Below are 26,215 nucleotides of genomic sequence, written 5' to 3' on the forward strand. Positions count from 1 at the left end.
CCCCGGAGCCGCACCGTGACCTAATTGTGACTTATGTTACCGAACCGTGACAATGCGTCGTGGGCGGGTTACGGTCGCGGCACTTCCGAACCTGGAAGTCCGTGGGCGGACGCCGAACTCTGCCACCGTCCGCGGTCCATTAGCCGCCATGGCAGGGGCGGGGGACCCATGAAGACGGGACCGGCGTGCTGGTCCCTGGGGTGAAGTCTGGCCACGGCCAGGCCGGGTGTTTATCCGACCCGAACCCGACAGCTAACCCCGAAGGCAACCGGAGAAAACACCATGACACTACACAGCACCACACGCGCGCGGCACCGAGCCGACGTGCGTCCCACCACCTTCCTCTCCGACCTGCCGGTGGGAAAGGTGGCCCGTCGCGGTACGGCCGGTGTGGCCACCGCGGGCCTGGCCTTCGGGCTGGCGATGCCCGCAGCCAGCGCCGACCCGGACGAGACCTACACCGTGAACGCCGGTGACACCGTCGGCAATATCGCCGCCGAACATGGCGCCAGCATCCAGGGGATCATCGACGCAAACGGCCTTCGCTCCGATGCGCTGATCTTCCCCGGTGACGAACTCACCATCCCCACAGGTTCGGTGACCGCCAGCGCTGGTGGCGCCACCCACACCGTGAGCCGCGGTGACACCGTCGCGGCTATCGCGGCGCGGTACGGCGCCGGCGTCCAGGCGATCATCGACGCCAACGGCCTGGGTGCTGACGCGCTGATCTTCCCCGGTGACGAACTCACCATCCCCGGTGGGTCGGGATCGTCGTCGGGGTCGGCCTCGTCGTCAGGGTCGGTGTCGGGCTCGGGATCGGCGTCAACGTCGGGCTCGGGATCGGCATCCGTGCAACGAGGGGCCGACACGGCCTCCCGTGACGGCCAGCGCTCCGCTGCGCCCTCCCCGCAGGCCAGTGCCTCTGGCAGTGCGATCGTCAACATCGCCCGCCAGTTCGTGGGCACCCCGTACGTGTGGGGTGGATCCACCCCGGCTGGGTTCGACTGCTCCGGGTTCACCTCCTACGTGTACGCCCAGGCCGGCATCAACCTGCCGCGCAACTCCGGGGCCCAGCGCAGCGCCGGCCAGGTGGTCTCCGCCAGCCAGGCCCAGCCCGGGGACCTGGTGTGGTGGCCGGGGCACATCGGTATCTACACCGGCAACGGCAACCACATCGCCGCCCGTAACCCCGGCACCGCGCTGCACGAGAGCAAGATCTGGCGGGCCAACCCGACCTTCATCCGGGTGGCCTGACCGGCTCACGGACTCAACTGCCGCGTGCGAGTCATCGGCCCGCCCCGAACTTCGGGGCGGGCCGATGCGTTTGCGGACCGGGCTGCTCGCCCATGATCAGGCGGCCTCAGCGACGAAGCCAGCACTGGTCGGCTGAGGGGGCGGTTTCAGCCGATTGATGCTGACTTCGGGGGTGGGGTGATGTCGGCGGCCCCTAGGGTCAGGGCTCGTGGGAACTCACTCAGCACGTACAGGCCACGGCCCGCCTCGCACGCCGGCCATGGCACCGCCTGCCGGAGCACCTCAGCGCCGCCGGCGGTCGTGGATCGCCGCGAGCATCGCCGTCGTCCTCGCCGCGGTCCTGGCCGGGTGTGCAGCCCAGCAGGGCGCCCCGGTGAACCCGCCACCGGACCCTCCGGCCGCTCCGTCCTCGGCCGAGGCGGCCGCCGCGCTGACCAGCGAGGACACCGAGGCCTGGCTGGATGGCTTCCTGCCCGCCGCGCTGGAACGTGAGGGCGTGGCCGGGGCAGCGGTCTCGGTGGTCCACGAGGGCGAGGTGGTCACCGAACGTGGCTACGGCTACGCCGACACCGGCTCCGGCTCCGGCTCCGGCTCCGGCTCCGGCGCCGACGACCCTGACTCGGTGCCGCAGCCGGTGGATGCCCAGCGCACGCTGTTCCGGGTCGGCTCGATCAGCAAAGTGGTGGTCGGAATCGCCGTCATGCAACTGGTCGAAGACGGGGCCGTGGGCCTGGATGACCCGGTCGCCGACTACATCGACCTCGACATCCCCACCACCTACGACGAACCGATCACGCTGCGCCACCTGCTGTCCCACACCGCCGGCTTCGAAGAACGCCTGGCCGGTGTCTTCGTCGACCCGGCCGGCGACGTCCCGCCGCTGCGCGAGATGCTGACCGACCCGCCGCGGCAGATCTACGCCCCCGGCACCACGCCGTCGTACTCCAACTACGGCAACGCCCTGGCCGGCTACGTCGTGGAACGCGTGAGCGGGATGGACTTCGCCGACTACGCCGACGAGCACATCTTCACCCCGGCCGGGATGTCCACCGCGACCTTCGCCCAACCGCTGCCCACCGAACTGGCCGAGCAGATGTCCGGCGGCTACCCGCACCTGCGCGCCGAGCCGGCACCCTTCGAACTGATCGGCCTCGCACCCGCTGGGGCGATGAGCGCCACGGCTGCGGACCTGAGCGCCCTCATGCTCACCCTGCTGGCGGGCGAAGTCGGCGACCCCGGCTCCCAGATGCTGTCCCCGGAGTCGCTGCGCACCTTGGCCGAGCCGGCGTTCGGCGCCGTCACCCTCGGCGGGCTGGCCGGCGGGCCGCGCACCGGCCTGGGGTTGTATGAACTGGACCGCAACGGCCAGCGCATCGTAGGCCACGGCGGGGACACCTACGTCTTCCACGCCGAGATGCAGATCTATCCCGAGACCGGCACCGGGATCTACATCGGACTGAACAGTTCAGGCGTGGGTCCGATGTCGACCGCCGTGATCCGCGATCAACTCGTGCACGGGTTCACCGACCGGTACTTCCCCGACACCCGCACCGCTCCGGAGCCGACCGCCACCGCCGGGGAGCACGCGCAGGTGCTCGCCGGGTCCTACATGACCACCCGGGGGGTGCAGAGCAACTTCGTGCGGCTGTACTCCGCGCTCGTACCGGTCACGATCAGCGCGACCGGCGACGGCACCCTCACAATGGACGCGCTGGTGGACGCCTCCGGGTCACCGCGAGTGCTGGCGGAAGTGGAGCCCTGGGTGTGGCAGGAGGTCGGCGGGCAGCAACGCCTGGGCGCCGACGTCGTCGATGGGCAGGTGCGGGTCGTGGGGCTGCACCCGGCGATCGCGCTGGAACCGCTGCCGGCAACGTTGGCGCTGGTGCCGTGGGTGCTGGTGGGGACCTCGGTGGTGCTGGTGGTCGGGCTGCTCGGCCGCCCGGTAGCGGCGCTGGTGCGCCGGCGCTACCGGGGCCGCCTGCAGACCTCGCGAGAGGACCGGTGGCTGCGGCTGGCGTGCACGGTCGGTGCGGCGGTGGCCTTGCTCGCGGTGGGTCTGTGGGCGGTGGTGGCCGCAATGCTGATGGGCTCCGGTAGCGCCCCGGCCCTGCTGATCCGGGTGGCGCAGTTGCTGACCCTGGTGGCGGTGTTGGCGGTGATCCCGGCCGGGATGCGTCTGGTGGGTTCGCTGCGCCGGCGGCGCTGGTGGTCTGCGGGCAGCGCGGCGTTCTTCTCCCTGGCCTTCGCCGGCCTGGGCTACGTGGCGGTGGTGGGCCGGTTGCTGAGCCTGGACATCACATACTGAGGAGTGGTTCTGAAACCGGCTAGACGAACCTCCTATGCCTAGTCTGTTCGCATGCGCGGGACCCACCTCAAAAGGACATCGCTGTCATGGGCAGCGTCCCAGGCTTACAGTCGTGGGAGATCGAGCACGCCATCGCTGACCGAAGTGGAGCGCTGGGATGAGAGTTGCCATTCACACCAGGCTGAAAGCCGGTGCCGAGCAGGCCTACGAGGAGGCACACCGCCAGGTCCCACGAGCGCTGGTAGCGGCGATGCGCCGCACCGGCGTGCACGACTGGCGCATCTGGCGCAGCGGGAGAGACGTGTTCCAGGTCATCCAGTGTGACGACTATGCCGCACTGCTCGGAGCGCTACGCGATCTGCCGGTCAACGTCGCCTGGCAGGAACGGATGGCACAGTTGCAGGAGGTCACCCACGACTACTCCACCGGAGGTGAGGGCGACGGTCTGCCGATGGTGTGGAACCTGAAGGACGCCGAGTGAACGTCGGCTCCGGTGGCAAAGCGCGCGATGAGCAGAGAGGGAGATCATGGTGACAGGTGAAGGTGGATGGTTCACACACGACCGTTTCGGGCTCTTCGTGCATTTCGGGCTCTACAGCGGCCTGGCTCGCCACGAGTGGGTGATGACGCGCGAGCGCACCCCGGCGCAGGAGTACGAGAAGAACGCTGAGTTTCTTCGACCCTGACCGGTTCGATGCCAAGGCGATCGCGAGAGCGGCCAAGGACGCCGGCATGCGCTATGCGGTCCTGACTGCCAAGCATCACGAGGGCTTCGCCCTATGGGACTCGGCACTGTCCGATTACAACTCGATGGCAACGGCCGGCCGGGACCTGGTCCGCGAGTTCGTCGAGGCCGTCCGTGCCGAAGGGCTGCGGGTCGGTCTGTACTTCTCGGTGATCGACTGGCACCACCCGGACTTCACTATCGACTACCACCACCCCCTGCGGGATCTGCCCGACGCCCGGGAGCGGAACAAGACCCGGGATATGAACCGCTACCGGGAGTACCTGCACGGTCAGGCGCGGGAGGTGCTGACCAACTACGGGCGGCTGGACTACTTGTTCTACGACTTCACCTACCCCGAGGCGCGGGACGGCTGGGAAGGCAAGGGCCCCGGGGACTGGGACGCCGAGGCCCTCCTGGCGATGACACGCGAGTTGCAGCCCGGGATCGTCGTCAACGACCGCCTCGGCATCCCAGGGGATCTGGTGACTCCCGAGCAGTACCAACCCGACGCTCCGATGCGCCGCAACGGCGAGGAAGTGGTTTGGGAAGCGTGCCAGACGCTCAACGGCACCTGGGGGTACCACCGGGACAACCTCGACTTCAAACCCCCCGACCTCCTGGTCCGCATGCTCGTGGACACCGTCTCCAAGAACGGCAACCTGCTGCTGAACATCGGGCCGGACGGTCGCGGTGCGATTCCGCCACGCGATGACGAGCGGCTGACCGCTGTCGGACGCTGGATGGACCTGCATGCCCGGGCTGTCATCGGTGCCGGTGCCACGCAGATCCCTGCACCGCCCGGCACGGTGCTGACCCGCCGGGAGGACCGGCTCTATCTGCACCTTCTGGTCTGGCCGTTCGGGCACCTGCACCTGCGCGACATGGCCGACAAGGTCCGCTACGCGCGCTTCCTGCACGACGGCTCGGAGGTGCAGCGCAGCCGAATCGAACCCGGGCAGCAAGCCTGGAACACCACCCCCGGCGGTCAGCCACCCGGAACCCTCACGCTGCATCTGCCCGTCCAACGCCCGCAGGTCGAGGTTCCGGTGATCGAACTCATCCTGGAGGCCCAGGGCTGATCCCCCACCCACCAAGTAAGAACCGAGCGAACAGCAGTAGGGGACCGGCAAGTCGGCCATGGCGGTCGATGGGACCTGGAAAGCGGTCTCCTCAGGTTCCCAGCGGTCCGAGCGCAGCGCATCGCGAACCTGCACCACACCTGCACACCGATGTCCCGTGACCTGGAAAGTCGCCCTCTACGATGAACGCCATGGCCGACAAGTCCAACCGTTCGCGCAGCAGGCTGGCGCTCATCATCGCGCTGTCGCTGGTGGCGCTGCTGATCGCCGTGCCCGTCGTCGCGTTCTTCGTGATGCAGAACCGCATCGATGACCGCATCGAACGCTTCGAAGACCCCTTCGCCGGGCGGGAGGACCGCGACTCCGCTGAGGGCGACGAGTCCGACGACGACGAGGATGACGCCGATGCGGACTCCGACGTCGATGACCCGGTGAACATCCTGGTGCTCGGATCGGACTCGCGGATCTCCGCCGGGGACCCCAGCCAGTGGGAGGCCGGCGGGCAGCGCACCGATGCGATCATGATCGCCCAGGTCTCCGGGGACCGGGAGTCGATGACGTTCATGTCCATCCCGCGCGACTCCTGGGTGCCGATCCCCGGCCACCCCGACGCCAAGATCAACGCCGCGTTCTCCTGGGGCGGGCCCTCCCTGATGATCGAGACGGTGGAAGACCTCACCGGCATCACCCTGGACCACATCATGGTCACCGATTTCGAGTCCTTCCAGGCCATCACCGACGAGCTCGGCGGGGTGGAGCTCACCCTCACCGAACCCCTGCGCAGCGGCGGCACCGACCTGCCCGCCGGCACCCACCGGCTCAATGGGTCCCAGGCCCTGGACTACACCCGCCAGCGCCACGGCCTCTCGGCGGGGACCTCTCCCGGATGCAACGTCAGCAGAACTGGATGCGCGCGATGATGGTCTCGGCGTTTAACCGGGAGGTGCTCACCAACCCCGGGCGGTTGAACGACCTGCTCATCGTGGTCGCCGAGAACGTGGCGGTGGATGAGCACTTCCAGATCTCCCACATGCGCAACCTGGCCCTGTCGATGCGCAACATCCGCCCCGGGGACGTCAACTTCATCTCCGCCCCGGTCACCGGGCTGGGCCGATCCCCGGACGGGGCCCAGTCCATCGTGCAACTGGACTTCGAGGCCCTGGACCAGGTGTCCCAGGCCTTCATCGAGGACCGCGCCGCGGAGTTCGTCGCCGAGAACGAGGACCTGGTCCAACTCGGCGACCTCGTGGAGTAGCCGCAACCGCCACCGGGCCACCTGGCCCGGCCCACCCGAAGGGAGCCGAGGTGCGCATCGCTGTGCTGGGTGCCTCCGGCTTCGTCGGTTCGGCAGTGTGCGCCGCCGCCCGCCACGCCGGCCACCACGTCATCGAGGTCCCGGCACCCCGGCCGACCACCGCGGCCCGCGGCACCGAGGCGGTACTCGCCCAGGCGATGATGACCGACGACGACGCAGCCACTCTGGCCGATCGCCTCACCGAGGCGCAGGTGGTGATCAACGCCGCCGGCCTGGCCACCCCCGGGGCCGGGATGACCGACGCCTTGGTGGGCGCCAACGCTTTGCTGCCCGGCGTCGTCGTCCGCGCCGCTGCGCTGGCCGGGGCAGAGCGGGTGGTGCACGTCTCCTCGGCCGCGGTCCACGGGGAGGCCACGGTGCTGGACACCGCCGCCCAGCCCCGACCGGCATCACCGTACGGGTGGTCCAAACTGTGGGGCGAGCAGGTGGCGTCCGCTGCCGACCTCCAGTCGTCGCCCATGCCCGGCGCGGGACAGTCCGAGCGCGGCGCGGGGCAGCCTGACCACGGCGCGGGACAGCCCGATCGCGGCCCGCGGCATGGCGATCACGGGGCACCCGGCCCCACGGTGGTGATCTACCGCCCCACCTCCGTGCACGGCCCCGGCCGCAGCGTGACCGACCAGGTCCGCCGGCTCGCCCGCTCCCCACTGTCCTGCGTGGCGGCACCGGGGGATGATCCCACCCCACAGGTCACGGTGGAGCAGGTCGCTGCCCACACGCTGCACCTGGCCACGGCGCCCGAGGTTCCCACCGGCCCGGTGATCCATCCCTGGGAAGGGTGGACCACGTCGTCGTTCCTGCAGCACCTGGGCGACGGCAGACGCCCGCGGCACATCCCACGCCCCCTGGCCCGCGCGGCGCTCGCGGTAGCCAAGACCGCCGGCCGTCTGCACCCCCGCGCGCGCGCCAACGCTCGCCGCCTGGAGATGCTCTGGTTCGGCCAGCGGCATAAACCAACCTAGTCGGACGGTTGGGCCTCGCTGTCGCGTGAAGGGGAGTGGTCCAGTGCCCAGAGCGCGATTCGCAAGTCACTCAGCCCTTCGTGGGTGAACGGGTCCTTGTCGGTGATGTCATGAACCTGCCTCAACCGGTACCGGACCGTGTTCACGTGCAGATACTCGCGCTTGGCTGTGGTCTGGGGTGAACCATCGGCTGCAATGAACTGCCGCAACGTGGACAGTAGTTGGCTCCCGCCCCGGGCTCCCTGAATCGGAACGATCACGTGGTCGATGAAGGGTCTGAGCCGCCGACTCGGCAGTTGGGCAAGCAGGGCGTCCAGGGTGGTCAACTCCTCCGCTCCCACGACGAGCCCACGCCGCCACGCGATCCGCGCCGCAATGCGGGCTTCATTCACGGCACGACCAACACTGCGAACCTGCACGGGTGCGCTAACCCCGCAGGCGAGACTGAGCTGCGCTGCGTGTTCTCGAACAGGGAGGTCATGCGGGGTCACCGCGAGTGTCACGTCCCCTACTTCACCGATGAGTGCCGGTACGAGCGTGCGCTCCAACCGTTCCCGCACACCTGGTGGCCATGCCGAGACCACGACGGCCTGATCCCCCCGCACCACTGGCCGGAGATCCAGCAGCACAGCACCGGGCTCGGCCAACCCGTCCGCTATCAGAGTGAGTAGGTGCCCCACGTGCAGACTTCGTGCGTGGGCGGCGCCGTGGGAACTCCCGGAGAGATTGGCGAGACGACTCTCGAGGACGATCTCGTTGATCTGCGAGAAGGAGACCCCGAACGGAACCGTCACCAAGGGCACCGTGAAGTCCCGGCAGGCCCGGACCAAGCCGTCGGGGACCTCGAGGTGAACTTCGCCGAGGCCGAGGCAGATTCCACTAGGTCCAGCGTCCGCAACAGCCTGGACGAACCTGAAACACGAATCGGCATCGTGGAGGGCGCTACCGAGCGTGCAGACCAGCGAGGCCGCCCGCACGTGCGGGCGGGGGTCGAGCATCTCCGTCGGATGAGCCCAGGAGATGGGTGCCGTCCCAGGGGATGGTGTGCCCGGCACCGGCTTCATCAGCAGGTCGGGGTGGTCGATGAGGTCCTCAGGGGCGTACCCTCCTGGGTCTCTTCCACGACGAACCTCCTTGGCCCGCCATCCGCGACGGCACTCAGTACGTAGGTGAGGCAACGGTTGTATCTTCCTACAACTACCGGCGTCGATGCGGTGGATAGCACCTAAGCTTGCGAAGAAGTGTGCTCCCGATGACACGTCGTGCCCCAGACTCTCCAGTGAGATTCGACTGCATCAAGGGAGAGCAAGATGAGTCACGCCCCATCAACCAGCGCAAAGCCGGAGGCTCGCACCCTCAAGCGAGAATTCACCCTCTGGTCGTCATTCGCATTCGCTTTCGCCTTCATCTCACCGATCGTTGCGCTACACGGGATCTTCGGTCTGGCCTACATCGGAGCCGGGCCGTCGTTCTGGTGGGGATTCTTCATCGTCTTTGCCGGGCAGTTCCTCGTTGCGTTGATCTTCGCGGTGCTGGTGTCCCGATGGCCGTTGGAGGGCTCCATCTATCAGTGGGCGTCACGGCTCATCGGACCGGGTTACGGATGGTTCGCCGGGTGGTTCTACATCTGGACGCTCGTGATCGCCATGTCGACCGTCGCGCTGGGGGCCGCGGGATTCCTCGCGGCCATCTTCGGCGTCGCCGATCAGGCAACTACAGTCGCGCTGATCGCCTTCGGCATATTGATCTTCGGTACCGGCATTAATCTCGTCGGCAGAATTGTCCTCAAAGCCTTTATGGGCATCGCCATCGTGGCGACAGTCATCGGGTCGGTCGGACTATCCATTTGGCTGCTGCTCTTCCACCGGGTCCAGAGCCTCTCGGTTCTGCTCGATGGCGGCGCAAGCATCGGGGAGAGCCTGCAGTACTTCGCCGTGGGCGGACCGTTCCTGCTCGCCCTGGCCTTCATCGGGTGGAGCTTCGTCGGCTTCGAGAGCGCAGCAGCCATCTCCGAGGAAGTCGCGGAACCCCGTCGAGACGTGCCGAAGGCGATCCTGTCATCGCTCGTCCTCATCGCTATCGTCGTGATGTTCTCCGCGTTGGCGCTCATCCTCACGATCCCTGATGAACCCGAGCAACTCGCCGGGTGGGGAGCGGACCCCGTGTACGCAGTCTTGACCGCGCATCTGGGCACGGGTATCTCGGTCTGGATTCAGATACTTTTCGTCATCGGGTTCGTCGCAAGCTTCCTCGCATTGCAGACATCGGCCTCGAGGTTGATCTGGGCGAAGGCGCGGGACAACGCGTTGCCTGCGTCCGGCGTGCTGGTCAAACTGACGAAACGTCAACATCAGCCGATCGCGGCCGTTCTATTCACCACGGCGGTCGGTACGCTGCTCCTGCTCGTCTCGAGTCTGGCGGAGAACGTGTACGCGATCGGCGTGAATTTCACGGCCGGCGGCTTCTACCTCTCCTTCCTGTTCCCGGTCCTTGGCTTCGCCATCGTCTATCTGCGGGGGCGTTGGGTGAGTGGGAAATTCAGCCTGGGGTCAGTCACAGGAATAATCGCCATTGTTGCGACCGTGTGGGCGTTCTACAACTGGTCAATATCGCGTGGCCCCGGGCGGTGAACGACCTTCCCGTCATGGACTGGTCGATCGTCATCGGTGCCGCGGTTCTGACGATCCTCGGATTGATCGCGTACATGACGGTTCGCCGTAACATCCCGGACATGACGGGAGTCGAGGTGACCGATGACCAGATCGGCGAGGAGATGCGTCCCGATGGACTCGGGTGAGGCCGTGCCGGTCGCAGTGGTGACGGGCGCCGCGAGCGGCATCGGATCCTACGTAGCCCACGAACTCACCGATGCGGGGTGGGCGGTCGCCGGGCTGGACCTGCACGAGGCCCAGGGATTGGCGGCGTCATACACCGTCGATATGCACGACGCTGACGCCGTCCTGCGGGTGGTCGACCAGGTGACCAAACGGCTGGGGCCCATCAGGGCCGCGGTCTCGGCTGCGGGACACTACGAGATGACGCCGGTCTCCGAGATTGGCCATGACCAGTGGAACCGCATGCTCCGCGTACATCTCGGCGGCTTCATCAATCTGACCCGAGCAGTTGCTCCTTCCATGCGCGCCGGTGGCGGCGGAGCGATCGTCGCGATCGCGAGCGAACTCGCTATTGGCGGCGGAGACCGGGACGCACACTACGGGGCTGCCAAGGGTGCTGTTCTCGGTGCTGTTCGTTCGGTCGCGCTGGAGATGATCGGTGACGGCATCCGGGTGAACGCCGTCGCTCCAGGGCCCACCGACACGCCGCTGTTGGCTCACGATTCACCCTGGCGCGAGGACGGCTTCCTGGCCACGTTGCCCAGCCGCCGACTGGCGACGCCCGCCGAGGTGTCGGCCACAGTGCGGTTCCTGGTCGAGCGTGGAACGTTCTGCGTTGGTGAAGTGTTCGGACCGAACTCGGGAGCGGTGATCTGAGTGGAACGTAGGACTTCGGGTGGGCGTCCTGATCTCGAAGGTCGGGTCGCGCTCGTCACCGGCGCCACGGGCGGCATCGGGCGGGCTGAATCTCGGAGGCTGGCCGCCGCTGGGGCAACGGTTGCCGTCAACGCCCGGCGCAACACGCCAGAACTCCAGGCCCTTGCCGAGGAGATCGGTGGCGTCGTTGCCCCGGCAGATATCCGGGATTGGGAACAGACGCGAGCAGCAATCGCCCAGCTTGAGGGGTCGATCGGTCCCGTCAGCGTCCTGGTAGCCAACCACGCGGCGATGACGATGGCCCCCCTGATCGAGGCAGACCTCGAGGACTGGTGGCACGTGGTCGACACGAACCTCGGCGGCACCTTCAACCTCATCCAGTCCGTCCTGGCAGGGATGCGCAGGATCGGAGAGGGCCGGATCGTCGTGGTCTCGAGTGAGTGGGGCGTCACCGGCTGGCGAGACGCAAGCGCGTACGCGGCGTCGAAGTCGGGTCTGATATCTCTCGTGAAGTGTCTCGGGCGTGAACTCGGGCCGGAGGGAATCATGGTTAATGCTGTGGCGCCCGGGGTGATCGACACGCCACAACTCCAGGTCGATGCCGATGCAGCGGGCCTGACGATCGAGCAGATGCACGACGAGTACCGGGAAGGAATTCCCGCCGGTCGGCTCGGTCAGCCCGAGGAGATCGCGGACCTCATCGCCTTTCTCGCCGACTTCGAACTCCGCTCCTTCGTCGGCCAGACGATCCAGGCCAACGGTGGTACCACGCGTTCACGCGTGTGAGGGCGCAACATCAGGCAGCAACCAGAGGGGTAAGGATGGATGTACGTAACCCGGGACCGATCGGACCGACGGACGGGCAACGATCGCCCCGATACGCGGGACTGACGACGTTTGCCAGGCTGCCCAGGATGTCCGACGTCGGTGAGGCGGACGTATCGGTGGTCGGGGTGCCCTTCGACGCGGGTGTGACCTTCCGTCCCGGGGCTCGGTTCGGGCCTTCTGCAATACGGGAGGCGTCGCGACTGCTTCGGCCGTACAACCCGGCCCAGGACATCTCGCCCTTCGCCACCGCCCAAGTTGTCGATGCCGGGACCTGGACTGCAACCCATTCGACATCGAAGCAGCGCTCAATGACATAGAGACTGGCCTGCAGCCGCTACTCGAGGGTGGCCGGCCGGCGGTCCTGCTCGGTGGCGACCACACCATCGCGCTCGCTTCATTGAGGGCGCTCACCAGAGTCCACGGTCCCGTCGCACTCTTGCACTTCGATGCACACCTGGACACCTGGGATACGTACTTCGACGCCCCCTATACGCACGGGACGCCCTTCCGGCGAGCCATCGAAGAGGGACTGCTCATCAAGGACCATTCCGCACATGTCGGAATCCGGGGATCGCTCTACGGGCGTGCGGACTTGGAGGACGACGAGCGCCTCGGCTTCACCATCGTGCATACCCGCGACTTCGATCGCGTCGGAGTCGACGCTGTGCTCGCGCGATTGTGCGAGCGGGTGGGCAATGCCCCTCTCTATGTTTCGGTCGATATCGACGTGCTGGATCCCTCGATGGCTCCGGGAACCGGAACCCCCGAGGCGGGCGGCCTGACGAGCCGCGAACTGCTGGAACTGCTGCGAGGCCTCGGCGACCTCAACGTCGTCGGCGCTGACATCGTGGAGGTGTCGCCGCCGTACGATCATGCCCAGATCACGGCGGTGGCAGCCGCGCACATTGCCTACGAACTGCTCTCCATCATGGCCGCGCAGGTGCGGCCGTGACGAACCCCGGACAGCCCTTACCCTGGCCGGCAGGCGCCACGAGTGCTGCTTCCTTCACGTTCGACGTCGACGCCGAGTCGGCGGTGCTTGCGATAAGTCAGGCAGCGGAATCGAGACTGAGCGTGATGTCGCACCAGGCCTATGGGCCACGAGTGGGTGTGCCGCGGCTACTCGGCCTGCTCGACCGTCATCGGATTCGGTCCACCTTCTTTGTTCCCGGTATGACCGCAGAGCGCTACCCGGAGGTTGTCAGAGATATCGCGGCTGCCGGCCATGAGATCGCTCACCACGGGTACCGGCACCTGCCGCCGAGCTCGGTATCGGTTGACGAAGAAGTCGACGAACTGGATCGCGGCCTGGACATCCTCGAGGCCCTGACGGGCTCACGGCCTGTGGGCTACCGGGCGCCGATGTGGGACATGTCCACTCGCACCCCTGACCTTCTGGTGGAGCGAGGGTTCCTTTACGACTCATCCTTGATGGACGCCGATGCCCCGTACGAGCTAACGGTCGAGCACCACGCCGAGTCGCTCGTTGAGATCCCGCTGCACTGGGCGCTGGACGACTGGGAGCAATACTGCTTCCTGCCTGATATTTCGATGCTGGGGCCGATCCAGACGGCTGCGAACGCCACTGCGCTGTGGCGTGAAGAATTCTACGGATTGCACGAGGCGGGTGGGTGCTGGGTGTTGACGAACCATCCGTTCCTCTCCGGCAGGCCCGGGCGCGCCAAGGAACTCGGCCGACTCATGCAGGAAGTCGTGCAGACGCAGGGAGTGTGGGTGGCCACGATGGCGGAGATCGCCAGCCATGCCCGCAGCATCATCTTCGACCAGGGATGACCTCACCAGTCACGCCCTGGCCGGGACGTGGGTGCGCAGCGTCAGTGGACTTCTCGGGCAGAGCCACGCGCGGGAGGAGAAGGCCGGGGTGCGAGCACGTTCGACGGGGAGCCGGCTGGCGTCCTCGCGGCTGGCCCGCCGGTTGCGTACCTCCGCCGGCGCCCGAATCCCGGCCATCGCGGGCTTGGGTGGCGCCCCGCGCGAACTGGACCCGCTCATCGAGGCGGTCCTGGTCGCCGTCACCCGCCGCGAACTCAGCCCGGCCGAACAGCAGGTCGCCGAGCGCATCGAGGTCCGCCGGGAGGAACTCAGGGCCTCGGACCGGATGGTGGAGTACCGCGACTACGGCGCCGGCGCTCCCACCACCGCAAGGCCGACCGACGACGAGGCCGCGGCCGGGCGCCTGGGCACCCAGTCTTTGGGGCGCCTGACCACGGTGGCGAGCAAGGACGGGATGTGGGCGGCGCTGCTGATGCGGCTGGTGCGGCACACCCGCCCCCACTCATGCGTGGAGATGGGCGCAGCGGTGGGGATCTCCGCCGCCTACCAGGCCGCCGCGCTGCGCCTGAACGGGCACGGCCACCTGGTCACCTTGGAGGGCGGGCAAGCCCTGGCCGAGGTTGCCGAGGCGACCCTGGCCTCCCTGGACCTGTCCGGCATCGCCCGGGTGGTCCCGGGCCGCTTCGCCGACACCCTACCCGCGGTCCTGGGCGAGGCCGCACCGGACTACGTGTTCATCGACGGCCACCACGACGGGCAGGCCACCACCGACTACTTCGCGCGGGTGGAAGCCGTGATGCCCCGCGGGGTGGTGGTCCTCGACGACATCGACTGGTCCGAGGGCATGCGGCACGCGTGGCAGGAGATCAGCACTGCACCCTCGGTGGCGGCGTCGGTGGACCTGGGCCCGTTGGGGGGGTGTGCGTGTTGGGTGAGTCGCGCGCTCCGCTGCACTGCCGCCTGGAGTACTGACCGGGGCGCCACCGCCACCACCGTGCTCACCCTGGACTGGCCCCTCAGACCCGCCCCGAGGGCCCGCGGCCGCGACCCCCACCCAGCGGGCCGCGCGGGCCGGGTCGGCGCCCGCGCGCCGACCCGGCCGGCACGTCGCGCCGAGGGCGAGCCTGGCAGCCGAGGGCGAGCCCGGTAGGTATCGCCCTGGGTGGCAACGATCGCCCTCGGTGGCCGGGGAGCGTGGGCGGCCCGCCCCGAGGGCCAGCGGACGCTGCCCTCGCCCAGCGGGGCGCGCGGGTGCAGGCGATGCAAGGGCAGTGGTGCCTCAGTCGTCGTCGGCGGTGTCGTCGTCGGCGGTGTCGCCGTCGCCGCCGTCGTCGGGCTCGTCCTCGACGTCGAGCCCGCCGAGGATCTCCCGCATGTGCGTGATCTCGTGCTGCTGGCTGTTCAGCATCGACTGGGCCAGGTCCACCAACTCAGGGTTCTCCCCGTCCAGGATCACGTCCTCGCAGATGCTCGAGCGGGCCTCGTGCAGCGCGATCATCTGCTCCAGGTAGAGCGCGTTGGCCGCATCCCCCGACGCCGGACCGAGTTCACGGATCTCGGCATCGGTCACCACCTCGGTGTCCTGCTCCTGGGGAACCTCCGCACCCCAGTCGGTGAGCATACCCTCCAGGGCCTGCACCTCGTCGTAGTGGGAGGTGTACAGACTCAGGGAGAGCGTGTCCACCTCCTCCACCACATCGGCCTTGGACCGGATCACCTGGTGCAACTCCAGGCTGGTGCGGTGCAGCGCGATGAGTTCCTGGGCGTGGGTGACGTCGTCGTCGCTGAACTGCGGCTCGGCCTCCGGTTCGTCCTCCTGCTCCTCCTCTTCGGCGGCGGTGGTCTCCTCGGTCTCGGTGGGCTCGGGGCGCTCCGGGGAGGGGTCGGTGCAGGAACTGAGTGCCAGTGCGGCCACCAGGGCCACCGCGGCGCTGACCAGGCGGCGGCGCATCATGCCGGGCTGGGGGTAGGAACGATCACGCGCTCCACCCTACTTGGCCGGGGTGATCCGGATGGGGACGCTGCGCCCGCGTCGCAGGGCCTGTTCGAGCACGACGAAGCGGGGCTCGGGCAGATCGGCGAACGTGCGCCGGGGCAGCGCGGCCACCTGCGCCAGCACCGGATCGGCCAGCACCTGCTCACCCAGCGCCCGGTCCCCGCCGACCACCAATCCCTGCGGCAGTTCCGGCGCGGACCCGGCCGGGCCGGGCAGCAGGTGCGCCGCGGCCAACTCCACCACCGCACCCACCAGCGCATCGGCCTGGTTGCCGCGCCGGCGGGCGAACCGCTGCTGGGACCACCCGCCGGCCGCGGTGCGTGACTGCACGTACTTGGTGCCGCTCTTGTGGGAGCGCAGCCGGGGGCCTTCGGCCCGGCCGACGGCGTAACCTCCGCGGCGGATCAGCACCAGTCCCAGGTGGGTCGGCGGGGCGCACCAGGCGCTGATCGCGGCCAGCGTCGCCGCGCTGGTGGCGTCGGGGTTGGTGGCGTCGGGGTCGGGGTAGTCCGCGCTGGTGGCGTCGGGGTTGGTGGCGCCCGGGTCGGTGGCGTGCGCGGTGCCGGGCTCCTCCCCGGCCCGCAGGTCGAGGCCGGTGCCATGGCTGGCCCGCCCGCCGGAGGCACCGGAGCCGAGGGGCCACCGGGAGAACTCGGCGAGTTCCCCGTCACCGCCGCGGATCCGCACGACCTCGGTTCCGTCGTCGTCGGCCGTGCTTTCGGGCAGCACCACGGCCCCCTCGTGACGGTCGGCGAAGCCGGTGATCCACGTACCGATCCGCTCGATCGGCACGTGCACCGTACGGACGGTCATGACGTCCTCAGCGGGCCGATGCGCACCGGTCAGCGGGTGACGAGCCCGGCCAGTTCCTCCCCGGCCAGGTAGGCGCGCACGTTCTGCTCGATCAGCGGCTCGGAGTTGCGCGGACGCCCACCGGCCGAGTGCGGGGTGATGATCACGTTCGGAGCGGACCAGTACGGGTCGTCGGCTGGCAGCGGTTCGGTGCGGAACACATCGAGTGCGGCTCCGCCGATGCTGCCCTGGTGCAACGCCTCCAGCAGCGCCGCATCATCCACGGTGGCCCCGCGGCCCACGTTGACGAACCAGGCGTGCTGCGGCAGCGCCTCGAACACCGCGGCGTCCACGATGGCCTCGGTGCGGGGGTTGGCGGGCAGGATGTTGATCAGCACATCGGTGCGGGGGAGTTCGTCCGGCAGGTCCGCCGCGGTGATCACCGGGAACCCGGCTCGCTCCCCGGCGGTGGAGGCCACCCCGGTCACGGTGGCGCCCATCGCGGCCATCCAGGGGGCCAGCTTCTGCCCGATGGAGCCGAAGCCCCAGATCAGCACCCGGGCCCCGGACAGGGTGGAGAAGTTGCCGGTGCGCAGCGCCTGGTTGCCGCCCAGGCGGGTCTCGTCCCATTCGTTGTCGGCCTGGTAGAGCACGCACAGGTCCAGTCGGCGGGCCGCGGCCAGTACCATCGCGAGGGTGTGCTCGGCCACTGGACCGGCGTGCAGACCCAGCCCGGAGGTCATCGTGATGTCCTCGCTGAACCCGGCGTTCACCGCGGCGTCCATGCCGGCCATCAGGCCCTGCACCCACTTCAGGTTCGGCAGTTCCGCCGGGAGTTCGCCCATGCGGTGCCCGGGTGTGGCCCACAGCACGATCGCTTCGGCATCGCGGTGCTCCTGCGGGATCGGCTCGGTCACCGCGTAGGTGACGGGCTGCACCTGGTCGGGCAGGTTGAGGTCAAGGTTGATGGAGTCGGGCAGGAGCAGTTTCACGAAGGGTCCTGGGGGTCGGGGGCGGGTTCGGTGGTGGGTGCGCCGGTGGGTGCGGCGAATTCGGGACGTGGGCGTAGCCAGGCCCAGATCAGGCCGGCCGCGCCCAGCACGACGCCGGCCACGGCGAGCGAGACGAGTCGGCCGTCGGCGCCGTAGCCGAGCAGGTGGCGGGCGCCGAGCACCAGCAGGACGGCCAACAGATCAGGATGCCCACGCTGAACATCAGCACGGAGGGCACCCTGGCCGGCTGCAACTCCTGTGGTGTTCGTTCGGGGTCGAGGCTGCGCACCTGTTGATGGTAGAGCCTCGGGCTACTGCGGTGGTGCGGCGGGTGCGGCGGCGCTGGCGGGCCGTGCGGCGGCGGTGGTGAAGGGCGCGCCGACGGCGGTGAGTGGCGCGGCGTTAGTGAGGTGTGCGCGGCGGTGGTGAGGTGTGCCGACGGTGAGGCGTGCGCGGCGGTGGTAGGGACGCGCCGACGGTGAACCGTGCGGCGGTGGCGGTGCTGCGGTGGTGACCCGCTGCGGTCGGGCGAGGTGCCGTCGTCGGGCAATTCCCACCTGATGGGCGGGATTGGACGGAACCGAGTTGGGCTGGCCAAGATAGTGCCCCATGGGACAATCCACGCGCGAGGATGAGCGCACCTCCGGATTCGCCGGCTTCCTGGACCGCTACTTCGAGATCTCCGCGCGTGGCTCCACCATCGGGCGTGAGATCCGCGGCGGCCTGGTCACGTTCTTCGCGATGAGTTACATCATCGTCATCAACCCGCTCATCCTGGGCACCGTGCCCGACGGTACGGGCAACTTCATCGGCGGGATCGAGGAGCTGGCCGTCCCCCGGGTGGCGGCGACCACCGCCCTGGTCGCCGGGGTGCTGTGCATCGCGATGGGTCTGGTGGCGCGATTCCCACTGGCCATCGCCGCAGGCATGGGCCTGAACGCCGTAGTGGCCTACTCGATCGCCGCGCTGCCCGACGCCGGGCTGACCTGGGCCGACGCGATGGGCATCGTGGTGCTGGAGGGCATCATCATGCTCGTCCTGGTCCTGACCGGGTTCCGGCAGGCGGTGTTCCGCGCGGTTCCGTTCGAGTTGAAGATGGCCATCAGTGTGGGCATCGGATTGTTCATCGCCTTCGTCGGCCTCGTCAACGCCGGCATCATCCGGATCCCGGCCTCCATGGCCACGCCGGTGGAACTGGTGAACGGGTCGCTGGGTGGGTGGCCCTCGCTGATCTTCGTGATCGGGCTGTTCACCGCCGGCATCCTGTGGGTGCGCAAGGTTCGCGGGGCGCTGCTGATCGCGATCGTGGTCGGCACCGGCCTGGCGATGCTCGCCGAGGCGTTCCTGAACGTGGGGCGGGCCTCGGAGGACAACCCCTGGGGTTGGCAGCTCAACCCGCCCGAGATCAGCGGTGAGATCATCTCGCTGCCCGACTTCGCCCTGCTGGGCCACTTCTCCCTGCTCGGGTCGATCGAGAAGGTCGGCATCGTCGTCGTCCTGCTGCTGGTGTTCACCCTGATGCTGGCCGACTTCTTCGACACCATGGGCACGATGGTGGCCGTGGGCGCCGAGGCCAAGTTGCTGGATGAGCAGGGCAACCCGCCGCGGACCCGAGAGATCCTGGTGGTGGACTCCTTCGGTGCCATCGCCGGCGGCGCGGGATCGGCCTCGACGGCGACCGCTTACATCGAATCCGCAGCCGGTGTCGGTGAGGGTGCCCGGACCGGGCTGAGCAGCGTGGTGGTCGGCATCGCGTTCCTGCTGGCCACGCTGTTCTCCCCGATCGTGGCGCTGGTGCCTTTCGAAGCGGCTACGCCGGTGTTGGTGCTGGTGGGCTTCCTGATGATGGCCCAGGTGACCGGGATCGACTGGAAGCGCACCGAGGTGGCGATCCCGGCGTTCCTGACCATCCTGATGATGCCGCTGACCTTCTCCATCGCCGCGGGGATGGGCGCCGGGTTCATCGCCTACGTGATCATCCAGGTGGGTGCCGGCCGGATCCGCAAGGTGCACCCGCTGATGTGGGTGACCTCGCTGATGTTCGTCTTCTACTTCGTGCGCGGTCCGATCGGAACGCTGCTCGGGGGTTAGTCCGGGCGGCGGTCCGGGCGCTGGGCGGCGCGGGCGGGCGCGGGGCGGCGCGGGTGGCGCGTCCGCCGGCGGCTTGGGCTTGGCGCGTGGTCCGGGTGGGCCGGTGTTCTGGGTGGGCCGGTGCTCCGGGTGGGTAGGTGCACCGGGTAACTGCTGCTCCGAGTGACCGCGCTGCGGTTGGTGCACCGGCGCCCGCCGATGGACCATGGGGTATGACCCGCTCCGCTTCGCCCCGCACCTGGAGGTTCTCCGGTCGGATCGCCGGGTGGGGGACCGCGGGTGGAACCCGGTTCGTCGTGGGCAACTGGCACACCACTCCGCTGGGGCCATTCGCGGGGGTGATGGTGCAGCATCCGCACGGGCATCGAGTGCTGCTGGCGCCATCGACGGAGGTCGCCGAGTTCGTCTCGGCCACGTACCAGTTCGATGCCGTCGAGCCCGCGAACGTGACCGTGCACCGGTATGCACCCAGGCCCCCGGCAGGTGCGCGTGCGCGTGACGCCGTTGCGTGGGGAATGGCAGATCCCGGCTCCTCCCAGCCGCCCGTACCGGCCGAGGCGCTGCCGCGGACCGTGCCCACCATGGCGGGGGAGCGGTGGCAGAGACGAAGCCGGCCCGCTGTCCGCAACCGTGCAGATCGGCAAGCGGGCAGCGGTGGGTTGGCTGTTGCGCGCGCTGCCCGCTGCGGTGGCCGGTGCGCCCTGGTTCACCCTCCTGACCGATCCGGTCGCGCGGGTGGCCCTGCCAGGGGTGCGTACCCGCGGTTCGGCCGGGGGTGGGCGCAGGGAGTACTACGGCGCGAGCGACCTCCATCGTCTCGCCGGTGCTCGTACCTCGTGGGATGGAACGGACCTGGGCGCGATGGTTCCGATCGACCCGCCGGTGCGGTTCGGGTTCGCCTCCACCCCGGCGACGCCCAGCCTCACCGACTTGGTCACCACGGTGCGCGGCGGGGCTCCCTGAGCGCGTACCCCACACGGCCAGTGCGCGAGGCGGACGGGCCCTCGTGAACTGGTCTGGCGCGGTTACCTCCCGCGGGCCCGCGTGGGTGAGCCAACCGAGATGGTCAGGTGGGTCGCCACGTGCGGGACGGTGGTGCCCACCTGGGCCCACGCGTCGACGGCGGTGGCCACCACCTCCGCGAGGTCACCGGTGAGTTTGGTGGCGTAGTGGGCCGCTGGGGCGGCAACGCCGCGCTCCTGCGCTCGGGTGATGGCCGCCTCGATGATGGACATGTGTTCGCCGGCATCGTCCCCACCATCGAGTAGCGGGTACAGCGACCACTGCGCCACCGCCTCGATTCCGGTGGGTTCCAGGCGCACCGGGGCCACCTCGGGCAGGATCGTGGAGGTCAGGTCGCAGGTACGTTCGCCCGGGCAACCGCGGGAGAACAGCACATGGGCGGCGACGTGCCCGCCACCGGAGTGCCGGGAGGCGGCGGCGATGGCAGCCACGAGGTAACCGGCCAGGTCCTGTTCGGCCGGCACCGCCCGGGCACCGACGTATGTGCTGACCTCGTCGGTCTCGATCACCAGCCCCTCGGCGACGCCGCTCGCCTCCACCTCGGTGAGGGAGTCCAGGATCACGCGCACGAAGTCGTCGGTGTGCGGGTGGATGCTGAATCGCATCCCGACGCCCAGTTCGCGTGGGGTGGCCGCGCTGGTGCCGGTCGTGGCGACCTTCTCCGTGCTGCCGTGGCCGGTGGTGCTCATCGGTGTCCTCCGGCCCCGGGGTACCTCATGAGCCGCCGATGCTCATCGGCGGGTGCCCAACTCCCTACGCCGGTACGAACCGGATCAGGTGGACGGGTCTGCGGACTCTCCGCACTCTCAGCGCTCTGCGCGCTCCCCGGGGGTTGGTTCGACGCTAACCGTGGCGGACCGGCGCTGTCCACTCGGGTGCCGATCGGCCTCGGGCGCCTACCGGCGAAATCAGCATTAGTCGGTTCTACCTGCAGGTTCAGCCGATCAATGCTGACTTCGGCGGGGTCTGGTGGGCTGGGGTTAGGGGGTGGGGGTGGGTGAGGTGGGGGTGAGGGCTTGGCGGACTTGGTTGGCGATGGTGCCCGAGGGACGCAGGTCGCGGCTGGTGAATCGCAGGATGGTGGCATCCGCCTCGGCCAGCAACCGGTTCTGGCGCTGCCGGTCCCGGAAGAGCGCCTCGGGTTCGCTGTGGACCTGGCGTCCGTCCATCTCGACGATGATCCAACCGCCGTCACGGCGCCGCCACCCCATGTCACCGCGCCCGATGAACGTACCGGTGGCATCGCGCAACACCACCTGGAGTTGATCCGGTGGCAGGTCGTGGTCATGGCAGTCGAGCCGTGCCCACGTCTCTAATGGCGACTCGGCGCGACCATCCACCAGCGGCCACCACGAGCCGACCCGAGCGGCACCGCGCCGCCCCTGCAGTCGCCGGCGGACGTCGGTGAGGTCGCTGGTGTTGATGAGCCCTTGGTTGAGGGCCGAATCGATTACGGCCACCCCGTGATCACGTCGCAGGAGCGGCAGAGCGTGGACGAGCGCGGTGGGGACGTCGCTCACCTGCCAGCCGGCGTACCGGACCCGGACCGGTACGTCGCGATATCGGCGCACGACGACGCCGACCGGTCCCCGCAGCCAGCGCCCACCCGTGATTGCTACCTCCGGCGTCAACTGCTGGGGCAGTCCGGCGACCCCGTGCAGGGCCAGGGCGCAGCAACCCACGGCGATGGCGTTCTTACCCATCGCCAGCAGGCCGGTCCAGGCGGCCTTGCGCCGGGCCACGTCGAAGTTCGTTGGACGGTCCGGCTCGGTGTCGTAGACGCCGCGTACGACCCGCTGCCACATCCTGCGAGCCACCAGGGTGGCGCACCGGTCGGCACTGATGCCCAGAGCCCGACATTGCGCGGTCGAAATGAGGCCGCACTGCCAGCGGGTGTACCGCAGCAGGCCCTCCGGGATCGGCACCGTGCGCATGACGCCAGTAAGCACCAATCCCCTGCGCCCATAGCGGCTGCAGGTCAGCACCTGTGGACACAGTTTTCCCCCTGTGCATACCCGCCCACCCCCTGCCTCAACCATGCCCATCGCCCCCGCCCACCCCGTCATCCCCCGGCCGGGGGCGGGAGTCGGGGGCCCGGGGGCCCGGGGGCCGGGGCCGGGAGTCGGGGGCCCGGGGGCCGGGGGCCGGGAGTCGGGGGCCCGGGGGCCGGGGCCGGGAGTCGGGGGCCCGGGGGCTGGGGCCGGGAGTCGGGGGCCCGGGGGCCGGGGCCGGGAGTCGGGAGCCCGGGGGCCGGGGCCGGGAGTCGGGAGCCCGGGGGCCGGGGCCGGGAGTCGGGAGCCCGGGGGCCGGGGCCGGGAGTCGGGAGCCCGGGGGCTGGGGCCGGAAGTCGCGGGCCGGGGGCTGGGGGCCGGGGGCTGGGGCTGGGAGTCGGGAGCCCGGGGGCTGGGGCCGGGAGTCGGGAGCCCGGGGGCTGGGGCCGGGAGTCGGGAGCCCGGGGGCCGGGGCCGGGAGTCGGGAGCCCGGGGGCTGGGGCCGGAAGTCGCGGGCCGGGGGCTGGGGGCCGGGGGCTGGGGCTGGGGCCGGGTGGGGGGCTGGTGGGTTGTTAGCCGTAGGAGTGGCGGCCGATGAGGAACCAGGCCAAAGGGCCCAGGAAGGGTAGGGCGAACACGGCCAGCACCCACAGCGCCTTGATTCCGGAGGTGTAGTTGCGCGACTGCGCGATGGACATGAGCGCGGCGACGATGAGCGCCAGCCACGCCAGCGCGAAGACGACGACCACGAGGCCTCCTGCGGCGGCTTCAAACATGTCCCGACCCTAACAACGCGCCCGGATGGGTACGTGACCTGGGAAGTCAGGTTCCGCAGTAGGTCACGAACGGGGCGGCCTCGGCCGGGGCGGGCTCGGTGTAGCGCTCCAGTCCCGGGCGCTCGGTGAAGGGCTGGGTGATCACGTCCAGCAATTCCTCGAAGGGGCCCAGGTCCGCGGTGCCGGCAGCGGCGAGGGCCTCCTCGACCAGGTGGTTGCGCGGGATGTAGATGGGGTTCACCTGGGCCATCACGCTCGCGTCCGGGCGATAGGAGAGCCAGCGTTGCAGCCACGGCTCGAAGGCAGGCCGCTCGGTCGATGACGCCGCGTCGCCTCCGTTACCGTCGAGCGATGCCGGGGCCGGAACCCCATCGCCACCGGCACTGCCGGACAGCGTCGGTGCCGGAACCTGGTCACTATCGACGTCGCCGAACAGCGTCGGTGCCGGAACCTGGTCACTATCGGCGTCGCCGAACAGTGTCGGCGCCGGAACGTCATCCCCACCCGCACCCTCGAACAGCGCCCGCACCGGGCCCGCGTCCCCGCCGGCCGCTGTGGTCAGGTGGCGGAAGAAGGAGGTGTAGTCCACACCCCAAGCACCCAGGAGCGAGGTGAGGTCGCTGATCAGGTCGGTTGCGTCGTCGTCGGGCGTGAATGACTCCAGTCCGAGTTTGGCGCGCATGCCGCGCGTCCAGGCGGCGGAGTAAACCGCCGGGAAGGTGTTCAGCGCCGCGGTGGCCGACTCGACGGCCTGCTCCTGGTCCGCACTGATCAGCGGCAGCAGCGTCTCGGCGAACCGGGCCAGGTTCCACTGCGCGATCTGTGGGTTGGCGGCCGTAGGCGTAGCGACCCAGGGCGTCGATGGAGCTGAACACGGTGCCCGGGTCGAAGGCGTCCATGAACGCGCACGGACCGTAGTCGATGCTCTGCCCGGAGATGGTGGTGTTGTCGGTGTTCATCACCCCGTGCACGAACCCGATCAGCATCCACTTCGCGACCAACTCGGCCTGCGCGGCCAACACCGCCTCGAACAGGGCCAAGTAGGGGTTCTCAGCCTCGCGCGCCTGCGGGTGGTGCCGGGTGATGGCGTGATCGGCCAGACGGCGCAGCAGATCCTCATCACCGGTGGAGCGGGCGTAGGCGAACGTGCCCACCCGCAGATGACTGTCCGCCACCCGGGCCAGGACCGCACCGGGCAGCGGACGCTCACGCATCACCGCCTTGCCGGTGGCCACCACCGACAACGACCGGGTGGTCGGCACCCCGAGAGCGTGCAGCGCCTCGCTGATGAGGAACTCCCGCAGCATCGGGCCGATCGCGGCCAGCCCGTCCCCGCCGCGGGCGAACGGGGTGGGCCCCGAGCCCTTCAGGTGCAGGTCACGCAAGTCGCCGTGGCTGTCGGTGACCTCCCCCAGGAGCAGGGCCCGGCCATCACCCAGCCGCGGCACATAGGTTCCGAACTGGTGGCCGGCGTAGACCTGGGCAACCGGGGTGGCGCCCTCGGGCACCTCGTTGCCGAGCAGGAACCGCAGGCCGGCCGGGCTGCGCAAATACTCCGGGTCCAGACCCAGTTCACCGGCGAGGGTGTCGTTCAGCGCGACCAGCCGGGGCTCGGGGGCCTTCTCGGCCTGCCACGGCACAGCCAATTCCGGCAACTCACGGGCAAAGGTGCCGTGCAGCAGGTTGCTCGGTGGGGCGGTGGTGGTCATGTTTCGACGATACGCCGCCCCCGGCGCCGATGCTCGGGCAGACCCTCGAGGCCCCGGTGCGGGAGAAGCCCCGGACCGTGCCAACCCGGGGAATAGTGTGGCCGGGCATGAGCATGCACATCGGGATCGACCTGGCCTGGTCCACCCGCGCCCGCACCGGGCTTGCCGCGGTGGACCAGGGCGGAGCGCTGGTGTCCTCGACCAGCATGGTCACCGATGAGCACATCGATGACTGGCTGACCGGGCTCGGGGCCGGTGTGGTGAGCGTGGCGATCGACGCACCGCTGATCGTCACCAACCCCACCGGGATGCGCCAGTGCGAACGCCTCATCGGACAGTCCTACGGGGCGTATGAGGCCAGTTGCCACACCAGCAACCTCGGGCGGGCGCACTTCAACCCGCCACGGGCCGCGGTGCTGGCGGGCCGCCACGGCTGGCACACCGATCCCGCGCACCGGGGCGACGTTGCGACACCGGTGGCGATCGAGGTCTACCCGCACGCGGCGATGGTGGGGCTGTTCGAGCTGGGGCGCACGCTGAAGTACAAGAAGGGCCCGGTGCCATCGCGGCGCATCGGCATGCTGGCCGTGCTGGACCGGATGGAGACCCTGGCCGAGTTGGCCCTGGTCGGCAACCCGCGGTGGCAGCAGATCCGCCTCGCGGCCGACCGGGCGAAGCGACAGATCGACCTGAACCGCATCGAGGACGAGATCGATGCGATCCTGTGCGCCCACCTGGCCTGGCTGTGGCACCACCGCCCCGGCGCCCTGCAGGTCTACGGCGACGCCGCGGCCGGCTACATCATCGCCCCGCCACGGCCTACCCATCCACACACCCCGCGAGTGCCACGGTCGGGGCGGGGGTAGTCATCCAGGATGCGCGATGGCATGCTCGAGGTGTACGTCGCAGCCAGCGTGAACGCGTCACTCCGGGTTCACCCGACCGATGCGGAGTTCTGAACTATCGAGTCCGGTTTTGCCACCTATGACCTGGTGACCACGGTGATCGTGATCCTTCTGATCACCGCCACCATTGCCGCCGTCGCATTGATCGCGCGCAAGGTCTTGCGGCAACGGCACCGTGAAGGCGC

At 69.3% G+C, this 26,215-nt stretch carries 25 protein-coding genes, 2 pseudogenes and 2 riboswitches; of the genes and pseudogenes, 18 read left to right on the forward strand and 9 right to left on the reverse strand.

The features are described from left to right. Window positions 1–131: 131 nt before the first annotated feature. A riboswitch (cyclic di-AMP (ydaO/yuaA leader) is annotated at window positions 132–281 on the forward strand. A gap of 1 nt (window position 282) precedes the next feature. From ACRRRO_RS11425 to ACRRRO_RS11460, 8 genes are all read left to right on the forward strand, one after another. Then, entirely contained in the window at window positions 283–1,254 is a 972-nt protein-coding gene (locus ACRRRO_RS11425) for a LysM peptidoglycan-binding domain-containing protein (protein ID WP_424798323.1), read from the forward strand. Window positions 1,255–1,513: 259 nt separating this feature from the next. Then, on the forward strand, window positions 1,514–3,559 hold the full coding sequence (locus tag ACRRRO_RS11430; RefSeq protein WP_424798322.1) for a serine hydrolase domain-containing protein: 2,046 nt from the start codon (window positions 1,514–1,516) through the stop codon (window positions 3,557–3,559). A 157-nt stretch (window positions 3,560–3,716) separates the two neighbouring features. After that, the gene (locus ACRRRO_RS11435; protein WP_424798321.1) at window positions 3,717–4,040 is read left to right on the forward strand and encodes an L-rhamnose mutarotase; all 324 of its coding nucleotides are present in this window, start codon (window positions 3,717–3,719) and stop codon (window positions 4,038–4,040) included. 46 nt (window positions 4,041–4,086) lie between these two features. Then, window positions 4,087–4,245 carry an alpha-L-fucosidase gene (locus tag ACRRRO_RS11440; protein WP_434080285.1) on the forward strand — a complete coding sequence of 53 codons (159 nt, stop codon included), beginning with the start codon at window positions 4,087–4,089 and terminating at the stop codon, window positions 4,243–4,245. Window positions 4,246–4,264: 19 nt separating this feature from the next. Then, window positions 4,265–5,365 carry an alpha-L-fucosidase gene (locus ACRRRO_RS11445; RefSeq protein ID WP_434081582.1) on the forward strand — a complete coding sequence of 367 codons (1,101 nt, stop codon included), beginning with the start codon at window positions 4,265–4,267 and terminating at the stop codon, window positions 5,363–5,365. Window positions 5,366–5,556: 191 nt separating this feature from the next. Next, window positions 5,557–6,285 (forward strand): LCP family protein, encoded by a 729-nt coding sequence (locus tag ACRRRO_RS11450; protein ID WP_434080286.1) that lies wholly within the window; start codon window positions 5,557–5,559, stop codon window positions 6,283–6,285. Further along, window positions 6,273–6,620 (forward strand): hypothetical protein, encoded by a 348-nt coding sequence (locus tag ACRRRO_RS11455; protein ID WP_434080287.1) that lies wholly within the window; start codon window positions 6,273–6,275, stop codon window positions 6,618–6,620. The genes ACRRRO_RS11450 and ACRRRO_RS11455 overlap by 13 nt, the downstream gene beginning before the upstream one ends. 50 nt (window positions 6,621–6,670) lie before the next feature. Further along, window positions 6,671–7,642 carry an NAD-dependent epimerase/dehydratase family protein gene (locus tag ACRRRO_RS11460; RefSeq protein WP_424798318.1) on the forward strand — a complete coding sequence of 324 codons (972 nt, stop codon included), beginning with the start codon at window positions 6,671–6,673 and terminating at the stop codon, window positions 7,640–7,642. On the opposite strand, the gene ACRRRO_RS11465 is transcribed toward ACRRRO_RS11460, so the two are convergent. Next, the gene (locus tag ACRRRO_RS11465; protein WP_424798326.1) at window positions 7,639–8,706 is read right to left on the reverse strand and encodes a PucR family transcriptional regulator ligand-binding domain-containing protein; all 1,068 of its coding nucleotides are present in this window, start codon (window positions 8,704–8,706) and stop codon (window positions 7,639–7,641) included. The two genes, ACRRRO_RS11460 and ACRRRO_RS11465, sit on opposite strands and share 4 nt — an antisense overlap. 246 nt (window positions 8,707–8,952) lie before the next feature. On the opposite strand from ACRRRO_RS11465, the gene ACRRRO_RS11470 reads away from it, so the two are divergent. From ACRRRO_RS11470 to ACRRRO_RS11500, 7 genes and pseudogenes are all read left to right on the forward strand, one after another. Then, on the forward strand, window positions 8,953–10,272 hold the full coding sequence (locus ACRRRO_RS11470) for an APC family permease (protein ID WP_434080288.1): 1,320 nt from the start codon (window positions 8,953–8,955) through the stop codon (window positions 10,270–10,272). Continuing rightward, on the forward strand, window positions 10,269–10,439 hold the full coding sequence (locus ACRRRO_RS11475; RefSeq protein ID WP_434080289.1) for a hypothetical protein: 171 nt from the start codon (window positions 10,269–10,271) through the stop codon (window positions 10,437–10,439). The genes ACRRRO_RS11470 and ACRRRO_RS11475 overlap by 4 nt, the downstream gene beginning before the upstream one ends. Beyond that, window positions 10,426–11,133 carry an SDR family NAD(P)-dependent oxidoreductase gene (locus tag ACRRRO_RS11480; protein WP_424797134.1) on the forward strand — a complete coding sequence of 236 codons (708 nt, stop codon included), beginning with the start codon at window positions 10,426–10,428 and terminating at the stop codon, window positions 11,131–11,133. Before ACRRRO_RS11475 ends, ACRRRO_RS11480 begins: the two co-directional genes overlap by 14 nt. Continuing rightward, window positions 11,134–11,919, forward strand: a complete 786-nt coding sequence (locus tag ACRRRO_RS11485; RefSeq protein WP_424797133.1) for an SDR family NAD(P)-dependent oxidoreductase — start codon at window positions 11,134–11,136, stop codon at window positions 11,917–11,919. It abuts the gene before it with no gap. A 128-nt stretch (window positions 11,920–12,047) separates the two neighbouring features. Continuing rightward, window positions 12,048–12,913 (forward strand): annotated as a pseudogene (gene speB, locus ACRRRO_RS11490) (agmatinase). Beyond that, a complete protein-coding gene (locus ACRRRO_RS11495; RefSeq protein WP_434080290.1) occupies window positions 12,910–13,755 on the forward strand; it encodes a polysaccharide deacetylase family protein in 846 nt (281 codons plus the stop codon). Before speB ends, ACRRRO_RS11495 begins: the two are co-directional and overlap by 4 nt. Further along, window positions 13,724–14,905 carry an O-methyltransferase gene (locus ACRRRO_RS11500; protein ID WP_434080291.1) on the forward strand — a complete coding sequence of 394 codons (1,182 nt, stop codon included), beginning with the start codon at window positions 13,724–13,726 and terminating at the stop codon, window positions 14,903–14,905. The genes ACRRRO_RS11495 and ACRRRO_RS11500 overlap by 32 nt, the downstream gene beginning before the upstream one ends. 129 nt (window positions 14,906–15,034) lie before the next feature. Here the strand turns inward: ACRRRO_RS11500 and ACRRRO_RS11505 are convergent, their stop codons facing one another. From ACRRRO_RS11505 to ACRRRO_RS11520, 4 genes are read right to left on the reverse strand one after another with little or no spacing between them, the layout of a single operon-like run. Then, window positions 15,035–15,709 carry a DUF305 domain-containing protein gene (locus ACRRRO_RS11505; RefSeq protein ID WP_434080292.1) on the reverse strand — a complete coding sequence of 225 codons (675 nt, stop codon included), beginning with the start codon at window positions 15,707–15,709 and terminating at the stop codon, window positions 15,035–15,037. Between the two features lie 36 nt (window positions 15,710–15,745). Continuing rightward, window positions 15,746–16,564 (reverse strand): acVLRF1 family peptidyl-tRNA hydrolase, encoded by an 819-nt coding sequence (locus ACRRRO_RS11510; protein ID WP_424797129.1) that lies wholly within the window; start codon window positions 16,562–16,564, stop codon window positions 15,746–15,748. Between the two features lie 29 nt (window positions 16,565–16,593). After that, window positions 16,594–17,535: an NAD(P)-dependent oxidoreductase gene (locus ACRRRO_RS11515; RefSeq protein ID WP_424797128.1), complete on the reverse strand. Its 942-nt coding sequence runs from the start codon at window positions 17,533–17,535 to the stop codon at window positions 16,594–16,596. Next, window positions 17,532–17,732 carry a hypothetical protein gene (locus tag ACRRRO_RS11520; protein WP_434080293.1) on the reverse strand — a complete coding sequence of 67 codons (201 nt, stop codon included), beginning with the start codon at window positions 17,730–17,732 and terminating at the stop codon, window positions 17,532–17,534. Before ACRRRO_RS11520 ends, ACRRRO_RS11515 begins: the two co-directional genes overlap by 4 nt. A 412-nt stretch (window positions 17,733–18,144) precedes the next feature. Between ACRRRO_RS11520 and ACRRRO_RS11525 the strand changes: the two genes are divergently transcribed. Next, entirely contained in the window at window positions 18,145–19,626 is a 1,482-nt protein-coding gene (locus ACRRRO_RS11525) for an NCS2 family permease (protein WP_434080294.1), read from the forward strand. Between the two features lie 630 nt (window positions 19,627–20,256). Further along, on the forward strand, window positions 20,257–20,589 hold the full coding sequence (locus ACRRRO_RS11530) for a hypothetical protein (RefSeq protein ID WP_434080295.1): 333 nt from the start codon (window positions 20,257–20,259) through the stop codon (window positions 20,587–20,589). A 62-nt stretch (window positions 20,590–20,651) separates the two neighbouring features. On the opposite strand, the gene ACRRRO_RS11535 is transcribed toward ACRRRO_RS11530, so the two are convergent. From ACRRRO_RS11535 to ACRRRO_RS11550, 4 genes and pseudogenes are all read right to left on the reverse strand, one after another. Then, a complete protein-coding gene (locus ACRRRO_RS11535; protein ID WP_424797125.1) occupies window positions 20,652–21,338 on the reverse strand; it encodes a YkoF family thiamine/hydroxymethylpyrimidine-binding protein in 687 nt (228 codons plus the stop codon). Window positions 21,339–21,380: 42 nt separating this feature from the next. Next, a riboswitch (TPP riboswitch) is annotated at window positions 21,381–21,487 on the reverse strand. Window positions 21,488–21,629: 142 nt separating this feature from the next. Continuing rightward, the gene (locus ACRRRO_RS11540) at window positions 21,630–22,583 is read right to left on the reverse strand and encodes a hypothetical protein (protein WP_424797124.1); all 954 of its coding nucleotides are present in this window, start codon (window positions 22,581–22,583) and stop codon (window positions 21,630–21,632) included. A gap of 629 nt (window positions 22,584–23,212) precedes the next feature. Then, window positions 23,213–23,416 (reverse strand): PLDc N-terminal domain-containing protein, encoded by a 204-nt coding sequence (locus ACRRRO_RS11545; RefSeq protein WP_424797123.1) that lies wholly within the window; start codon window positions 23,414–23,416, stop codon window positions 23,213–23,215. A 46-nt stretch (window positions 23,417–23,462) separates the two neighbouring features. After that, a pseudogene (locus ACRRRO_RS11550) lies at window positions 23,463–25,125 on the reverse strand (protein adenylyltransferase SelO). A 107-nt stretch (window positions 25,126–25,232) separates the two neighbouring features. Between ACRRRO_RS11550 and ACRRRO_RS11555 the strand changes: the two are divergent. Continuing rightward, the gene (locus ACRRRO_RS11555) at window positions 25,233–25,991 is read left to right on the forward strand and encodes a DUF429 domain-containing protein (protein WP_424797121.1); all 759 of its coding nucleotides are present in this window, start codon (window positions 25,233–25,235) and stop codon (window positions 25,989–25,991) included. Window positions 25,992–26,215 lie beyond the last annotated feature (224 nt).

It is taken from the genome of Sanguibacter sp. Z1732 (assembly GCF_051020515.1).
GTDB lineage: Bacteria > Actinomycetota > Actinomycetes > Actinomycetales > Beutenbergiaceae > CALKWS01.

Excerpts from the sequence above, each read along its gene's own strand:
- ACRRRO_RS11425 (WP_424798323.1), top strand. The coding sequence starts at position 283 with ATGACACTACACAGCACCACACGCGCGCGGCACCGAGCCGACGTGCGT.
- ACRRRO_RS11430 (WP_424798322.1), top strand. The coding sequence starts at position 1,514 with ATGGCACCGCCTGCCGGAGCACCTCAGCGCCGCCGGCGGTCGTGGATC.
- ACRRRO_RS11435 (WP_424798321.1), top strand. The coding sequence starts at position 3,717 with ATGAGAGTTGCCATTCACACCAGGCTGAAAGCCGGTGCCGAGCAGGCC.
- ACRRRO_RS11440 (WP_434080285.1), top strand. The coding sequence starts at position 4,087 with ATGGTGACAGGTGAAGGTGGATGGTTCACACACGACCGTTTCGGGCTC.
- ACRRRO_RS11450 (WP_434080286.1), top strand. The coding sequence starts at position 5,557 with ATGGCCGACAAGTCCAACCGTTCGCGCAGCAGGCTGGCGCTCATCATC.
- ACRRRO_RS11455 (WP_434080287.1), top strand. The coding sequence starts at position 6,273 with ATGCGCGCGATGATGGTCTCGGCGTTTAACCGGGAGGTGCTCACCAAC.
- ACRRRO_RS11465 (WP_424798326.1), bottom strand. The coding sequence starts at position 8,706 with ATGAAGCCGGTGCCGGGCACACCATCCCCTGGGACGGCACCCATCTCC.
- ACRRRO_RS11470 (WP_434080288.1), top strand. The coding sequence starts at position 8,953 with ATGAGTCACGCCCCATCAACCAGCGCAAAGCCGGAGGCTCGCACCCTC.
- ACRRRO_RS11480 (WP_424797134.1), top strand. The coding sequence starts at position 10,426 with ATGGACTCGGGTGAGGCCGTGCCGGTCGCAGTGGTGACGGGCGCCGCG.
- ACRRRO_RS11500 (WP_434080291.1), top strand. The coding sequence starts at position 13,724 with ATGCCCGCAGCATCATCTTCGACCAGGGATGACCTCACCAGTCACGCC.
- ACRRRO_RS11505 (WP_434080292.1), bottom strand. The coding sequence starts at position 15,709 with ATGATGCGCCGCCGCCTGGTCAGCGCCGCGGTGGCCCTGGTGGCCGCA.
- ACRRRO_RS11510 (WP_424797129.1), bottom strand. The coding sequence starts at position 16,564 with ATGACCGTCCGTACGGTGCACGTGCCGATCGAGCGGATCGGTACGTGG.
- ACRRRO_RS11525 (WP_434080294.1), top strand. The coding sequence starts at position 18,145 with ATGGGACAATCCACGCGCGAGGATGAGCGCACCTCCGGATTCGCCGGC.
- ACRRRO_RS11535 (WP_424797125.1), bottom strand. The coding sequence starts at position 21,338 with ATGAGCACCACCGGCCACGGCAGCACGGAGAAGGTCGCCACGACCGGC.
- ACRRRO_RS11540 (WP_424797124.1), bottom strand. The coding sequence starts at position 22,583 with ATGCGCACGGTGCCGATCCCGGAGGGCCTGCTGCGGTACACCCGCTGG.
- ACRRRO_RS11545 (WP_424797123.1), bottom strand. The coding sequence starts at position 23,416 with ATGTTTGAAGCCGCCGCAGGAGGCCTCGTGGTCGTCGTCTTCGCGCTG.
- ACRRRO_RS11555 (WP_424797121.1), top strand. The coding sequence starts at position 25,233 with ATGAGCATGCACATCGGGATCGACCTGGCCTGGTCCACCCGCGCCCGC.